Raw genomic sequence first — 14556 nt, forward strand, 5'->3', positions numbered from 1 at the left:
GCCGCGCCGCCGCGGCGCTTTCAGGGACCAGGGATGAACGCACAGGAACAGGAACACATGTGGTCCACCCGCTATCGCAGCGCGGGCGAGGACTACGTCTTCGGCACCACCCCCAACCGCTTCCTCGCCGCACAGGCGGCGCTGCTCGCAGCCGGCGCCAGCGCGCTCTCGGTGGCCGACGGCGAGGGGCGCAACGCGGTGTGGCTGGCCGAGCAGGGGCTCGCGGTGACCGCCACCGAGATCTCCCCGGTGGCGCTGGAGAAGGCGCGCAAGCTTGCCGCCGGCCGCCATGTCGAGGTCGACTTCGTGCTCGCCGACGCGGTCGAGTGGGACTACCCGGAGGCCGCCTTCGACTTCGTGGTGGCGATCTTCATCCAGTTCGCCGACCCGGCGCAGCGTGCGCGCATCTTTGCCGGCATGGCGCGCGCGTTGAAGCCGGGCGGCCACCTGATCCTGCAGGGCTACACGCCGCAACAGCTCGAATACCGCACCGGCGGCCCGTCCGCGGTGGAGAACCTGTATACGGCCGCACTGCTGCGCGAGGCCTTCGCCGGGCTCGACATCGTGCATGTGCAGGAATACGAGGACGTGCTGGAGGAGGGTGTGGGCCACAAGGGGCGTTCGGCCCTGGTCGGCCTGGTCGCGCGCCGTCCGCCCGCGCTGGGGGAGGGGCGCCGATGAACGCGATGCGCGCCGTACTCACCGGACACAACCGCGGCCTCGGCGAGGCGGTCGCCGCGGAGCTGCTCGATCGCGGCATCGCGGTGCTCGCGCTCGCACGCCGCAGCAATCCCGCGCTCGCCGCCCGCCACGGCGAGCGCCTGCGCGAGGTCGCGCTCGATCTCGCCGACGCCGCGGCGCTCGCCGCCTGGCTCGGCTCGGGCATGCTGCAAGGCTGGCTCGCCGACGCCGACGAGGCGCTGCTGATCAACAACGCCGGCACCCTGCAGCCGATGGGACCGCTCGCGCTGCAGGACCCGGCGGCGGTGGCGCGTGCGGTGGCGAGCAACGTCGGCGCGCCGCTGGCGCTCGCCGCCGCCTTCGCCGCCGCCGAAGGCCCGCAGGCGCGCCGCGTGCTGCATGTCTCCAGCGGTGCGGCGCGCAAGCCCTACCCGGGCTGGAGCGTGTATTGCGCCACCAAGGCCGCGCTCGACCACCACGCCCGCGCGGTGCAGCTCGACGCCGTGCCGGGGCTGCGCATCTGCGCGCTGGCCCCGGGCGTGATCGATACCGGCATGCAGGCCGAGATCCGCGCCAGCACGTCGGAACGCTTCCCGCTGCGCGACCGCTTCGCCGAGATGCAGGCCAGCGGCGGTCTGGTCGCCCCGGCCGAGTGCGCGATGCACCTGGTCGACTTCCTGCTCGACGAAGACTTCGGCCGCGAGGCGGTGGCCGACCTGCGCGACCTCGGACGATGAAGGACGAGTCCTTCCCGACGACCGAGGCCCTGGTCGCCTCGCTTCAGGAAACCGAGTCGGCGCCGGGGACGAGTGGGAGCCGCCTCGCCCGCCTGAAGCGGCGCGGCCTGTGCGTGGTGGTGTGGCTGCGCCGCCATCCCGGGCTGATCGCCACCTTCGGCTTCGTCTCCGGGGTGTCGAGCTTCTTCCTGGTCGAGCGCCACGAGGGTGTGGCGCGCGCGATGGCGGTGGCGATGCTGGCGGGCTGGCTGCTGCTGGTGCTCGAGCGCGTGCTCGACCGCGCGCTGAAGCGGCGCTTCGGCTTCGGCCTGCCACCGGCGCTGGTGCGCTACCTGACCCAGTTCACCCACCAGGAGAGCCTGTTCTTCGCGCTGCCCTTCTTCTTCGCCAGCACCTCGTGGAACAGCGGGCAGGCGGTGTTCACCGGCGTGCTCGGGCTCATGGCGCTGGTCGCCATCCTCGACCCGGTCTACTTCGGTCGTCTGGCCACGCGGCGCTGGCTCTTCCTCGGCTACCACACGCTGACCCTGTTCGCGCTGCTGCTGGTGGTGTTCCCGCTGGTGCTGCAGGTGCCGGCGCTGGCGAGCTACCAGCTCGCGCTCGCGCTCGCGGTGGTGCTGTCCTTCCCGACGCTGACCGGGGCGATCAGCGTGCCGCGCTGGTGGCGCGGGCTGCTGGTGCTGGCGCTGCTGGCCGCGCTCGGCGCCGCGGGCTGGCTGGCGCGGCTGTGGGTGCCGCCGGCCACGCTGCGCCTGACCCAGGTCGCGGTGACCAGCGTGGTGGACGAGGCGCAGCGCGCGCCCGCCGAGAGCCTGCGCCAGATCGAGGCCGGGCAGCTGCTCGCCGAGGGCCTGTACGCCTACACCGCGATCCATGCGCCGCTGGGCCTGTCGGAGAAGGTCGTGCACGTGTGGCGCCACGAGGGACGCGTGGTGGACCGTATCGAGCTGGAGGTGAACGGCGGCCGTGCCGAGGGCTACCGGGCGTGGACGCGCAAGCGCAACTTCCCGGACGACCCGCGCGGGCGCTGGCAGGTGCAGGTGCTCGCCGCCGACGACCGCATGATCGGCACGCTGCGCTTCAGGGTGGAGTGAAGAAAAGGCCCGCGCGCCCCTGCCGTGGTGCGCGCGGGCCTGGACGTCTTGCCGGCCGGCTTGCCGTGGCGGCTAGCAGATGCGTTCCCAGAGGCTCTGCTCGTCCTCGAACTGGTCGAGCTCCAGGCCCTTGAAGTCGCTGCGCGAGACGATGCCGACCACCTTGCCGTCGACCACCACCGGCAGGTGGCGGTAGCCGCCATCGCACATCATGTGCAGCGCGTCGATCGCCTTGTGCTCGGGGTCGATGGTGTCGGGCTTCGCCGTCATGACCTCGGACAGCTGCACCTTGGCCGGGTCGCCGCCGTTGGCGATCACCTGCACCGCGTCGCGGCCGGTGAAGATGCCCTTGAGGTGCGCGCGCGCGTCGGTCACCAGCACCGCGCCCACGCTGCGTTCGCACATGCTGCGGCAGGCCGTCTGCACGGTGTCCGTGGGACGCAGCATCAGCGGGTTCTGGTCCTTGACGATGAAGGAGATGTTGCGGTTGGTCATGGCGGCCTCCTCTTGTTCTGCTTGGTGTGATTTCTGTCACACCATAGGACGAATACCGGAGCGCGATCTTGATATTGGTTAAGGTTCATGGGTATCGATCGAAGGGGCCTGGTGGCTTCGGCACGGTCTCGCGGTGGCGAGAGACTCGCCGCGCCGCCGATCGCCGCCGTCGTGGCGCCGTCTGCGTGTGAACTGCGTCCTGTTTCGTCTGTCCATGCGGGTGTAGGCTGAATTTATGGAACCACACGCCGGACCGCTTCCCGCCACCGCCGAGTCGGCCTCTCCCCTGCGCCTGCGCAGGGTGGCGATCGACACCTGGCGCGAGAACGTCGCCTACCTGCACCGCGACTGCGCGATCTATCGCGCCGAGGGTTTCCAGGCCCTTTCCAAGGTCGAGGTGCGGGCCAACGGGCGCCGCATCCTCGCCACCCTCAACGTCGTCGACGACGGCTGCATCGTCGAGCCCGAAGAGCTCGGGGTGTCGATCGACGCCTTCTTCCAGCTCGGCGTCGACGACGGCCATCCGGCGATGATCGCGCAGGCCGAGCCGCCGTCCTCCATCCCGGCGCTGCATCGCAAGATCGCCGGCGAGCGGCTCGCCCGTGAGGACTTCCGCGCCATCGTCCGCGACATCGCCGAGCACCGCTATTCCAAGATCGAGCTCACCGCCTTCGTGGTCGCCACCAACCAGGGCGAACTCGATCGCGAGGAGGTCTCTTTCCTCACCGAGGCGATGGCGGCGGTGGGCGACCGCATCGACTGGCACGAGCGCCCGGTGGTGGACAAGCATTGCATCGGCGGCATCCCCGGCAACCGCACCTCGATGCTGGTGGTGCCGATCGTCGCCGCGCACGGCATGCTGTGCCCCAAGACCTCCTCGCGCGCGATCACTTCGCCCGCGGGGACCGCCGACACCATGGAGGTGCTCGCGCGCGTCGAACTGCCGACCGAGGAGCTGTCGGGCATCGTGCGCGAGCATCGCGGCTGCCTCGCCTGGGGCGGCACCGCCAACCTGTCGCCGGCCGACGACGTGCTGATCTCGGTCGAGCGTCCGCTGTCGATCGACTCGCCCGGGCAGATGGTGGCCTCCATCCTGTCCAAGAAGCTCGCCGCGGGTTCGACCCACCTGGTGCTCGACATCCCGGTGGGACCGACGGCCAAGGTGCGCTCGATGGCCGAGGCGCAGAAGCTGCGCAAGCTCTTCGAGTTCGTCGCCGGGCGCATGAACCTGACCATCGACGTGGTCATCACCGATGGCCGCCAGCCGATCGGCAGCGGGATCGGGCCGGTGCTGGAGGCGCGCGATGTGATGCGCGTGCTCGAGAACGACCCGCGCGCGCCCTACGACCTGCGCCAGAAGGCCTTGCGTCTGGCCGGGCGCATGCTCGAGTTCGACCCCGACGTGCGCGGCGGCGACGGCTTCGCGATCGCGCGCGACATCCTCGACTCGGGTCGCGCGCTGGCGAAGATGGACGCGATCATCCGCGCCCAGGGCGCGCGCGCCTTCGACCACAACGCGCCGCAGCTCGCCCGCCTGAGCTTCGAGGTGTGCGCCGAGGCCGACGGTGTGGTGGTGGCGATCGACAACCACCAGCTCGCGCGCATCGCCCGCCTGGCGGGGGCGCCCAAGATGCAGGGCTCGGGTGTCGATCTGCTCAGGAAGCTCGGCGAGCCGGTGGGCAGGGGCGAGCCTCTCTACCGCGTCCACGCCGACTATCCGGCCGATCTCGAGTTCGCCCGCCAGGCCAGCGTGCGCGCCAGCGGCTACGCGCTGGGGACGGCGGATGGTGTGCCGCATCTGTTCGTGGAGTTCTGAACTCGACGTTGCCGAGGCGACGTGACAGGCTTCCGGGCGGACCGCGGACCGCGTTCCGTTTTGCAGCCGGGGCGTGAATTTCTGCGCGGCGACCGCCGCCGCACGGCGTGTAATCTTCCGCCAATGAGTACTGAAGACACCCTGCTGCTGCATTTCGACGACGAGCGCGAGGAAGCCTTGCGCCTCGCGCGTGCGGCGGGACTCGAGGCGGCGGAGATCGAGCGCCACCGCTTCCCCGACGACGAGTTGCGCCTGCGCCTGCCGGCCGAACTGCCGGCCAACGCGGTGCTGTTCCGCAGCCTGCACCGTCCCAACGAGAAACTGCTCGAGCTGCTGCTGGTGGCGCGCAGCGCCGGGCGCGGCGGCGTGCGCCACCTCATCCTGGTCGCGCCCTATCTGGCCTACATGCGCCAGGACAAGGCCTTTCATCCGGGCGAGGTGGTGAGCCAGCGCATCGTCGGCGGATTCCTGGCCGGGTTGTTCGACGGCGTCATCACGGTCGATCCCCACCTGCACCGCATCTCCAGCCTCGCCGAGGCGATTCCGGTGCCGCATGCGGTCGCGCTCTCGGGCGCCGGCCTGCTCGCCGACGTGGCGGTCGCGCGCCGTGACCGCCCGCTGCTGGTGGGGCCGGATGCCGAGTCGGCGCAGTGGGTCGAGACCGCGGCGCGGCGCCACGGGCTCGATGCCATCGTGTGCACCAAGCTCCGCCACGGCGACCGCGAGGTCGATATCGCGCTGCCCGAGGGCGCGCAGGTGGCCGGGCGTGCGGTGGTGTTGCTCGACGACGTCGCCAGCTCCGGGCACACCCTCGCGCGTGCGGCCGAGCGCCTGCGCGCGGCGGGTGCGGCCTCGGTCGATGTCGCGGTCACCCACGCGCTGTTCGCCGGCGACGCGCTCGAGGTGATCCGTGCCGCCGGCGTGGGCGAAGTCTGGAGCACCGACTGCATCGCCCACCCGAGCAATGCCGTTCACATCGCGCCGATGCTGGCCGAGGCCCTGCGGGCCGTCCTCGCCGACTAGCGTCCTGCAGCGCGCACCCGGCCCCGCGCGTGCCTTGCCGCGGGCGCATCGTCGCGTGCGCGGCGATGACGATCACGGTCCTTAATGCTAGGATTCTTGCTTGCGCACTGCAGCGAGCCCCGCTTTTCGGGGTCGCGGGCAGTGCCCGCACATCCGTCGGGGCAGGAATTCAGTGGAGCAAGCGGTCAGGACCGTGATCTTCGCCGATCTGACAGGCAGCACAGGCCTGTTCGAATCGGCTGGCAACGTGGCGGCGACGCAGATCGTCACCCGGTGCACGCACGCGCTCGGCCGCCACCTCGCCTGTGCCGGCGGGCGCATCGTCAAGTATCTCGGCGATGGCGTGCTGGTGCTGTTCGACGATCCGGTCGCCGCGGTGCAGGCGGCGTCGCGCCTGCAGGACGTGCTCGAGGAGCTTGCCAGCGCCGAGTTGCGGCGGGCGCCGATCGGGGTCAAGACGGGGGTCGCACTCGGCCCCATCGTCGAGCACGACGGCGACTGCTACGGCGATCCGGTCAACGTCGCCGCGCGCCTGAGCGATCGCGCCCAGACCGGTGAGACGCTGATCGGCGAGGCAGTGTTCGCCAGCCTGCCTGACGGCCTGCGACTGGCCTGTCACAGCCTCGACCGCATCAGCATCAAGGGCAAGGCCGAGCCGCTGCGGGTATGGCGGGTGGACTTCGCCCGCACCGCGGAGACCACGCTCACCACGCTGCTCGGTTTCGACGACCTCGTCGCGGGCGTGCGCCCGGTGCGCCGGGTCGATCTGGAGCGCCTCGACCAGCGCGTCGAACTGCACGCCGACGATCCCCCGCTGATTCTCGGGCGTGGCGACGGTGCCGGCTTCCCGGTCGAGGACGCGCGCGTGTCGCGCCGCCATGCGCGCCTGGAATGGACCGCCGGGCAGTGCGTGCTCACCGATTTCAGCAGCAACGGCAGCTGGGTGCGCCTGCGCGGCAACTCGGCGCCCGTGGTGCTGCGCCGCGACAGCTGCACGCTCTACGGCGAGGGGGAGATCGGCCTCGGCGCCGCCCCCGACGATTTCACCGCACCCACGCTCTCCTTCCGCGTCATAGACGAAGGCTGAGGGCCCATGCACGACGGGTCTGCGGGTGCGCCCGCCGTCTGCGGCCTCGCCCATGCATTGCGGTGTGTTCCGATGCGAATCCTGAGTATCCTCCTGCTCCTGCTGCCTTTCTGTGCGACCGCCCAGGACTGGAGCGCGCGTGCGCTCGGCGAGATCGCGGTGTATCCCGAGTTCCGCGCCCCGGCGAGCGTGGTCGCGGGCGAAGAGGCGCGCATCGCCGCCGAAGTCGGCGCGCGCATCGTCGCGATGCCGGCGCGTACCGGCGTGGAGGTCGCGCGCGGCACCGAGCTGGTGCGCCTGGACGAGGCCGCCTTCCGCATCGAGCGCGACCGCGCGCGCGCCCAGGTGGCGCTGATCGACAGCCGCATCGGGCTGGCGCGCGCCCAGCTCGACCAGGCGCGCGCGCTCGCCGGACGCGGCTTCATCAGCGCCGACGGCCTGCGCATCCGCGAGACCGAACTCGGCGTGCTGCAGCGCGAGCGCGACGCGGCACGCGCGGCCCAGGCCGCCACCGAGCTCGCGCTCGCCCGCACCGTGATCCGCGCGCCTTTTGCCGGCGTGGTGCGCGAGCGCCTCGCCGCGGTGGGCGATCTCGCCGCCCCCGGCACGCCGCTGCTGAGCCTGGCGGCGAGCGCCGGCGCCGAGGTGCACGCGCGCGTGCCCGCAGCGCAGATAGACGGACTGCTCGCCGCTGCGCCGCCGGTGCTGGTCGCGGGCGGCGCGGAACATGCGCTGCGCATCGTGCGCGTGTCGCCGGTGCTCGATGCCGCGGGCCAGGCGCGCGACGTGATCCTCGCCGCCGCGCCCGCGCTGCCGCCGGGCCTGGCCGGCGAGCTGCGCTGGCGCAGCGTCGTGCCGCACCTGCCGGCCGCCTACCTGCAGCAGCGCGAGGGCCGCCTCGGCGCCTGGCTGGTGCGCGGCGGCGAGCCGGCGTTCGTGGCGCTCCCCGACGCGCAGGCCGGCCGCCCCGTCGCGGTCGACTGGCCCGCGGACACCCGGGTGGTGGACGCGGGGCGCTTCGCGCTCGGACTGCGGGCGCCGACCGCGGCGGCCGGGGGCTCGCGTTGAACGGCTTGTACCGGCGGCTGATCGACAATCACCCGCTCGCCAACATCGCCTTCGTGATGGTGCTGCTCGGCGGCCTGTTCAGTTATCTCTCCATGCCGCGGGCGCAGGACCCCGAGATCAACTTCAACTGGGTCAGCATCGTCACCGCACTGCCCGGCGCCTCGGCGGAGGACGTCGAGCGCGACCTCACCGGGCCGCTCGAGGACGCGCTCAAGCAGGTCAAGGACATCCGCTTCAGCTCCTCGTCCAGCCGCGAGGGGGTGTCGTCCATCCTGGTGCGCTTCGAGGAGCTCCCCGAGCGGGTGTTCGACAAGCGAGTGAACGACCTGCGCCGCGAGATCCAGAACAAGGCCTCGGCAGAGCTGCCGCCGGACGCCAACGACCCCGTGGTGGTCGAGTTCACCAGCTCGAACGGCTTCCCGACCGCGATCCTGGTGCTCCATGGCGCCGGCGGCGAGACCCTGCGGCGCGCAGGCTTCGTGATGAAGAAGGAGCTCGAGGGCCTGGACGGCGTGGACCAGGTGATCGCCGCCGGCCTGGAAGATCCGCAGCTCCACGTCGATTTTGATCCCGCCCGGGTAGCGGCGTCCGGGTTGTCGCCGCTGCAGGTCGCCGACAGCGTGGCGGCCTGGTTCCGCAACACCCTCGCCGGCCGGGTGCGGGTGCAGGACCGCGAGTGGCTGGTGCGCATGGAGGGCAAGACGCCCGACCCCGAGGCGCTCGCCCAGGCTGCGGTGGTGACGCCGGCGGGCCGGGTGGCGCTCGACGAGGTTGCCAGCGTGGCGCGCGGCCACGAGCGTCCGGGCCAGCTCGTGAGCTACAACGGCGCGCCGGCGCTGATGCTGTCGATCACCAAGGATGCCGACGCCAACACGCTCGAGCTGGTCGAGCGCCTGCAGGACTTCGCTGCCCGGCGCAACCCGCTGCTCGCCGACCAGGGCGTGCAGCTGCGCCTGATCGACGACCAGACCCACGCCACCCGCCACGCGATCGGGGTGATGGAGTCGAACGCGGTGTTCGGCCTGTTCGCGGTGCTGGCGATGTGCTGGATCTTCCTCGGCTCGCGCCTGTCGGTGCTGGTCGGGCTGGGCGTGCCGTTCGCGCTTGCCGGCACCTTCATCGCGGTCGACCTGATCGGCTCCACGCTCAACCTCACCGTGCTGCTCGGGGTCGTGATCGCGCTCGGCATGCTGGTCGACGACGCGGTGGTGATCGTCGAGGCGATCTACTACCGCCTGCAGCGCGGCGATCCTCCGCACGAGGCGGTGGTGGCCGGGGTGGAGGAGGTCGGCCTGCCGGTGCTGTCCTCGGTGCTGACCACCATCGCCGCCTTCCTGCCGCTGATGCTGCTGCCCGGCATCCTCGGCAAGTTCATGTTCGTGGTGCCCTTCGTGGTGACCGTCGGCTTGCTGGTCAGCCTGGTCGAGGCCTACTGGATCCTGCCCACCCACATCCTGGCGCTGCGCCCGCAGCCGGCGCAGCGGCCCTCGCGGTCGCAGCGGCTGCGCGAGCGCTTCACCCTGCGCATCCGCATCGCCTATGCGCGTGCCCTGGTGGCGGTGATGCGCCGCCGCCGCCTCACCGTCGCGGTCCTGGTGCTGATGATGGCGGGTGCCGGCGCGGCGGTGGCGACCGGCCTGGTGCGCGTGCAGTTCTTCGCCTTCGACTCGATGCGGCTCTTCTATGTGAACGTCGACATGCCTGCCGGTGTCGTGCCCCAGCGCACGCTGGCCGAGGCCGAGCGCGCGGTGAAGGTGCTGGGCGAGACGATCGGCGCCGACGAGCTGCGCGCGGTCGCGGTGTATGCGGGCCTGAAGTTCACCGAGACCGAGCCGGTGTATGGCGACCAGTACGCCCAGGTGCTGGTCTCGCTGCTGCCGCGCGCGGCCGGCGGGCGCGATACCGGCGAAATCATCGACGCGGTGCGTCCGGCGATCGAGGCGCTCGCCGGCGAAGCGAAGCTCTCCTTCATGGAGATGAAGGGCGGGCCGCCGACGGCGAAGCCGATCTCGGTGAAGATGAAGTCCGACGACTACCCGCAGCTGCGCGCCGCGGCCGATGCGCTCCTCGCCGAGGCGGCAAAGCTGCCCGGGGTGCGCGATCTCACCGACGACGATGTGCCCGGGCGCGGCGAGATGCGCCTCGCGCTCGATCGCGAGAAGCTGGCGCGTGCCGGGGTGCAGCCGGCCGAGGTGGCGCGCTTGCTGCGTTTGTACGGCGAGGGCGAGATCGTTGCCACGACGCGCGACGGCGGCGAGAAGGTGGAGGTGGTGGTGCGCGCCCGCCAGGAGAGCCTGGATGACGTCACCGGGCTGCTGCAGCGCCCGGTGCCGCTGGCCGACGGGCGCAGCGTGCAGCTGGGCGAGCTGGTGAGCCGGCAGCTGCTGCTGTCGAAGGGCTACATCCGCCACTACCAGCTCACGCGCGCGATCACCGTCGAGGCCGAGCTCGATCGCGAGCGCCTCGACACGGTCGAAGCCAACGACCGCCTGAAGGCCGCGTGGGCGCAGCTGCAGCCGCGCTTCCCGGGCGTGGAGCTGGATTTCTCCGGCGAACTGGAGGACATCCAGGAGAGTCTGGATGCGATGGGCAAGCTGTTCGCGCTCGGCGTCGGGCTGATCTACCTGATCCTCGCCACCCAGTTCCGCAGCTACTGGCAGCCGCTGATCATCCTGCTGACCGTGCCGCTCGCCTTCACCGGGGTGGTGCTCGGACTGCTGGTGTCGGGCAATCCGCTGTCGCTATACACGCTGTATGGGGTGATCGCGCTCACCGGCATCGCGGTGAACTCGGCGATCGTGCTCATCGACGCCGCCAACGAGCGCCGCGCCGTCGGCATGAGCGTGCAGCACGCCGCGATCTACGCCGCGCGCCGGCGCGTGGTGCCGATCCTGATCACCTCCACCACCACCATCGGCGGGCTGCTTTCGCTGGCGATCGGCCTGGGCGGCAAGTCGCTGATGTGGGGACCGGTGGCGGCGAGCATCGTGTGGGGGCTGGGTTTTTCCACGGTGCTGACTTTGTTCGCGGTGCCGCTGGTGTATCGGATGGCGATGCAGCGCGGTGGCGGCTAGAATCGCGCTCCCGCCACCACCTGAATTCCCATGGACGCCTTTCTCGTCTCTACCGCCATCGTGGCCCTCGCCGAGATCGGCGACAAGACGCAGCTGCTCGCCTTCATCCTTGCCGCACGCTTCCGCCGGCCGTGGCCGATCGTGCTCGGCATCCTGGTTGCCACGCTGGCCAACCACGCCTTCGCCGCCGCGGTCGGCACCTGGCTGACCACGCTGATGGGGCCGCACACCCTGCGCTGGGTGCTCGGCCTGTCCTTCATCGCGATGGCGGTGTGGACGCTGATCCCCGACAAGTTCGACGAGGACGAGGCCAGGCTGCCGCGCCTGGGCGTGTTCGGCGCCACGCTGGTGGCCTTCTTCCTTGCCGAGATGGGCGACAAGACGCAGATCGCCACGGTGGCGCTGGCGGCGCAGTACCAGGCCCTGGTCGCGGTGGTGGCCGGCACCACGCTCGGCATGATGATCGCCAACGTGCCCGCGGTGCTGCTCGGCGACCGCATCGCCACGCGCATGCCGGTGAAGCTGGTGCACGGCATCGCCGCGGCGATCTTCCTCGGCCTGGGCATCGCGACCCTGGCCGGTGCGGGCGAGGGACTGGGGTTCTGATGGAATCCTCGTTCCGCCGCGGTGCCCGCGAGGGCATGCGCGACTTCCTGCCGCTCTCGGTCGGCCTGGTGCCCTGGGCGATCGTGACCGGCATCGCCATGCGCTCGATCGGCCTGTCCCCGGCCGAGTCCATGGGCATGAACCTGCTGGTCTATGCCGGCACCGCCCAGCTCGGCACGCTGCCGCTGATCGGCAGCGGTGCACCCTTATGGCTGATCTTTCTCACTGCGCTGGTGCTCAACCTGCGCTTCATCATCTTCAGTGCCGCGCTGGCGCCGGTCTTCCATGATCACCGCTTCATGCGCCGGCTGGCGTCGAGCTATCTGCTGGTGGACGGCATGTTCGCAGTCGGCGCGGACAAGCTGCAAAGGGCCGACGATCCGCACTGGCGATGGGGGTACTACATCGTGCCCTCGGTGTATTGCTGGCTGCTTTGGCAGCTCTGCGGTGCGGTCGGCGTGTTCGGCGCAGGGGCGATTCCGCGCGACTGGTCGCTGGAGTTCATGACCACGATCGCGCTGACGGTGATGATGATCCCCATGCTGCGCGAGCGACCGATGTGGGTGGGTGCGCTGGTGGGCGGGCTGGGTGCGGTGCTGCTGCGCGAGCTGCCGCTGCGCCTGGGGCTGATTGCCGGCATCGCGCTCGGCATCGGCGCGGGCTTCATTGCCGAGCGTGCGCTGGCAGGGAGGGCCGCGCGATGAGCGAGGGGTTGTGGTTATGGCTGACGCTGCTGGCCATCGGCTCGACGACGATCATGACGCGTGGCAGCTTCATCCTCGCCGGCGAGAAGGGGCGTCTGCCGCCAGCCTTGCAGCGTGCCTTGCGCTACGCGCCGGCGGCGGCGCTGTCGGCGCTGGTGATGCCCGACCTGCTGCTCGATGGCGGTGCGTTCGATCCGCTCAATCCCAAGCTCGCGGCGGGGGGAGTCGTGATCCTGGTCGCGCTGCGCTCGCGCAATCCGTGGCTGCCCTTCATCCTCGGCATGGCGATGCTGCTGTTGCTGCGCAAGGGATTCGGCTGGTAGTACGTGTGGAAGGAAAAATGCCGCGTCCGTCCGGTGACGGAACGCGGCATCGGCGCGCGGCGAGTGCGGTCGGCCCCGACGGGCCGACCGCGTGACACGATCACTCGATCGCGGAGGCCGACTTCGCCATCTCGCGCAGGGCGAACTTCTGGATCTTGCCGGTCGAGGTCTTGGGCAGCACGCAGAACTCGATGAACTTGGGCACCTTGTAGCGCGCCAGGTGTTCGCGGCAGTGCGCGATGATGTCGTCGGCGGTCACGCCGGCGCCTTCCTTGACCTCGATGTAGGCCGCCGGCACCTCGCCCCACTTCTCGTCGGGCTTGGCGACGACCGCCGCGGTCAGCACCGCCGGGTGGCGGTACAGCACCTCTTCGACCTCGAGCGAGGAGATGTTCTCGCCGCCCGAGATGATCACGTCCTTGGAGCGGTCCTTGATCTTGACGTAGCCGTCCGGGTGCATGACCGCGAGGTCGCCGGTGTGGAACCAGCCGCCGGCGAAGGACTCCTGGGTGGCCTTCTCGTTCTTGAGGTAGCCCTTCATGACGAGGTTGCCGCGGAACATGATCTCGCCCATGGTCTCGCCGTCGGCGGGCACCGGCTCCATGGTCACCGGGTCGAGCACGGTGATCGCTTCCTGCATGTGGTAGCGCACGCCCTGGCGGCCGTTGCGCTCGGCGCGGCGGTCGATCGGCAGCGCATCCCACTCGGGGTGCTTGGCGCACACCGAGGCCGGGCCGTAGGTTTCGGTCAGGCCATACACGTGGGTGATGTCGAAGCCGATCTTCTCGGCGCCCTCGATGATCGCCGCCGGGGGCGCGGCGCCGGCGATGAGGCCGGCGACGCTGTGCTCGATGCCGGCGCGCAGGCCCTCGGGGGCGTTGATCAGCATGCCGTAGACGATCGGCGCGCCGCACATGTGGGTGACCTTGTGGCGGCGGATCAGCTCGTAGATCAGCGCCGGGTCGACCTTGCGCAGGCAGACGTTGACGCCGGCGTTGGCCGCCATGGTCCACGGGAAGCACCAGCCGTTGCAGTGGAACATCGGCAGCGTCCACAGGTAGGACGAGTGCTGCGGCATGCCCCAGCTGATGATGTTGGAGGCGGCGTTGAGATACGCGCCGCGGTGGTGGTAGACCACGCCCTTCGGGTTGCCGGTGGTGCCGGAGGTGTAGTTGAGCGCGATCGCGTCCCACTCGTCCTCGGGCAGCTTCCACTGGAAGTCGGGGTTGCCGCCGGCGAGGAAGTCCTCGTAGAGCACGGTGCCGATGCGCTCGGTGCCCGGATACTCGGGGTCGAGGGCGTCGACCACCAGGGGCTTGTCTCCCGGCAGCAGCTCGAGCGCGGCGCGGACCACGCCGGCGAACTCGGGGTCGGTGATCAGCACCTTGGCTTCGCCGTGCTGCAGCATGAAGGCGATGGCATCGGCGTCGAGCCGGGTGTTGAGGGTGTTGAGGACCGCGCCGGTCATCGGCACCCCGAAGTGGGCTTCGAACATCGATGGCACGTTGGGCAGCATGCACGCGACCGTGTCGCCCTTCTTCACGCCGTGCGCGACCAAGGCGCTCGCGAGGCGGCGGCAGCGCTCGTAGGTCTGGCTCCAGGTGTAGATGAGCGTGCCATGGACGACGCTGGTGCGCGTCGGATAGACCATGGCGGTGCGCTCGATGAAGCTCAGCGGGGACAGCGGCACGTAGTTGGCCGCGTTCTTGTCGAGGCCTTGCTGATATGCGTTTTGCGACATCCTTTTCCTCTCCCGTTCATTGTCAAACAAACTGGTCGGGCCGGCGTCCCACGCGGGGTTCGGTCCATACCGTATAGTATGGAGGATGGCGTCGGTCTTGTCTGCAG

General features: G+C 70.6%; 13 protein-coding genes. 11 read left to right on the forward strand and 2 right to left on the reverse strand.

Annotation, left to right across the window (positions count from 1 at the left end; genetic code table 11):
- The first annotated feature begins 57 nt into the window (after positions 1–57).
- The 3 genes from PO78_RS08150 to PO78_RS08160 are packed head-to-tail and all read left to right on the forward strand — an operon-like array spanning position 58 to position 2512.
- On the forward strand, positions 58–681 hold the full coding sequence (locus tag PO78_RS08150; protein ID WP_012586008.1) for a class I SAM-dependent methyltransferase: 624 nt from the start codon (positions 58–60) through the stop codon (positions 679–681).
- Entirely contained in the window at positions 678–1418 is a 741-nt protein-coding gene (locus PO78_RS08155; protein WP_012586007.1) for an SDR family oxidoreductase, read from the forward strand. The genes PO78_RS08150 and PO78_RS08155 overlap by 4 nt, the downstream gene beginning before the upstream one ends.
- Entirely contained in the window at positions 1415–2512 is a 1098-nt protein-coding gene (locus PO78_RS08160) for a DUF5924 family protein (RefSeq protein ID WP_043743140.1), read from the forward strand. The genes PO78_RS08155 and PO78_RS08160 overlap by 4 nt, the downstream gene beginning before the upstream one ends.
- Before the next feature lie 72 nt (positions 2513–2584).
- Here PO78_RS08160 and PO78_RS08165 read toward each other — a convergent pair whose 3' ends face one another.
- Entirely contained in the window at positions 2585–3007 is a 423-nt protein-coding gene (locus PO78_RS08165; protein ID WP_004324928.1) for a CBS domain-containing protein, read from the reverse strand.
- A gap of 235 nt (positions 3008–3242) precedes the next feature.
- Here PO78_RS08165 and PO78_RS08170 point away from each other — a divergent pair, with 235 nt between their 5' ends.
- The 8 genes from PO78_RS08170 to PO78_RS08205 all read left to right on the forward strand — a co-directional run bounded on the left by PO78_RS08170 (position 3243) and on the right by PO78_RS08205 (position 12708).
- On the forward strand, positions 3243–4823 hold the full coding sequence (locus PO78_RS08170) for a thymidine phosphorylase family protein (protein WP_043743142.1): 1581 nt from the start codon (positions 3243–3245) through the stop codon (positions 4821–4823).
- A gap of 123 nt (positions 4824–4946) precedes the next feature.
- The gene (locus PO78_RS08175; protein ID WP_004324923.1) at positions 4947–5846 is read left to right on the forward strand and encodes a ribose-phosphate diphosphokinase; all 900 of its coding nucleotides are present in this window, start codon (positions 4947–4949) and stop codon (positions 5844–5846) included.
- A gap of 172 nt (positions 5847–6018) precedes the next feature.
- Positions 6019–6933 carry an adenylate/guanylate cyclase domain-containing protein gene (locus PO78_RS08180; protein WP_043743144.1) on the forward strand — a complete coding sequence of 305 codons (915 nt, stop codon included), beginning with the start codon at positions 6019–6021 and terminating at the stop codon, positions 6931–6933.
- A gap of 72 nt (positions 6934–7005) precedes the next feature.
- Positions 7006–8001, forward strand: coding sequence for an efflux RND transporter periplasmic adaptor subunit (locus PO78_RS08185; protein ID WP_043743146.1), 996 nt, complete (start codon positions 7006–7008; stop codon positions 7999–8001).
- Positions 7998–11075 (forward strand): efflux RND transporter permease subunit, encoded by a 3078-nt coding sequence (locus tag PO78_RS08190; RefSeq protein ID WP_004323579.1) that lies wholly within the window; start codon positions 7998–8000, stop codon positions 11073–11075. Before PO78_RS08185 ends, PO78_RS08190 begins: the two co-directional genes overlap by 4 nt.
- Positions 11076–11105: 30 nt before the next feature.
- Positions 11106–11681 (forward strand): TMEM165/GDT1 family protein, encoded by a 576-nt coding sequence (locus PO78_RS08195; protein WP_004323580.1) that lies wholly within the window; start codon positions 11106–11108, stop codon positions 11679–11681.
- Positions 11681–12385 carry an AzlC family ABC transporter permease gene (locus PO78_RS08200; RefSeq protein ID WP_043743148.1) on the forward strand — a complete coding sequence of 235 codons (705 nt, stop codon included), beginning with the start codon at positions 11681–11683 and terminating at the stop codon, positions 12383–12385. Before PO78_RS08195 ends, PO78_RS08200 begins: the two co-directional genes overlap by 1 nt.
- On the forward strand, positions 12382–12708 hold the full coding sequence (locus tag PO78_RS08205; RefSeq protein ID WP_004323583.1) for an AzlD domain-containing protein: 327 nt from the start codon (positions 12382–12384) through the stop codon (positions 12706–12708). Before PO78_RS08200 ends, PO78_RS08205 begins: the two co-directional genes overlap by 4 nt.
- Positions 12709–12808: 100 nt before the next feature.
- Here the strand turns inward: PO78_RS08205 and PO78_RS08210 are convergent, their stop codons facing one another.
- Positions 12809–14449: an acyl-CoA synthetase gene (locus PO78_RS08210; protein WP_004323585.1), complete on the reverse strand. Its 1641-nt coding sequence runs from the start codon at positions 14447–14449 to the stop codon at positions 12809–12811.
- Positions 14450–14556 lie beyond the last annotated feature (107 nt).

Origin of the sequence: Thauera sp. SWB20 (assembly GCF_000831325.1) — a bacterium.
Lineage (GTDB): Bacteria > Pseudomonadota > Gammaproteobacteria > Burkholderiales > Rhodocyclaceae > Thauera > Thauera aminoaromatica.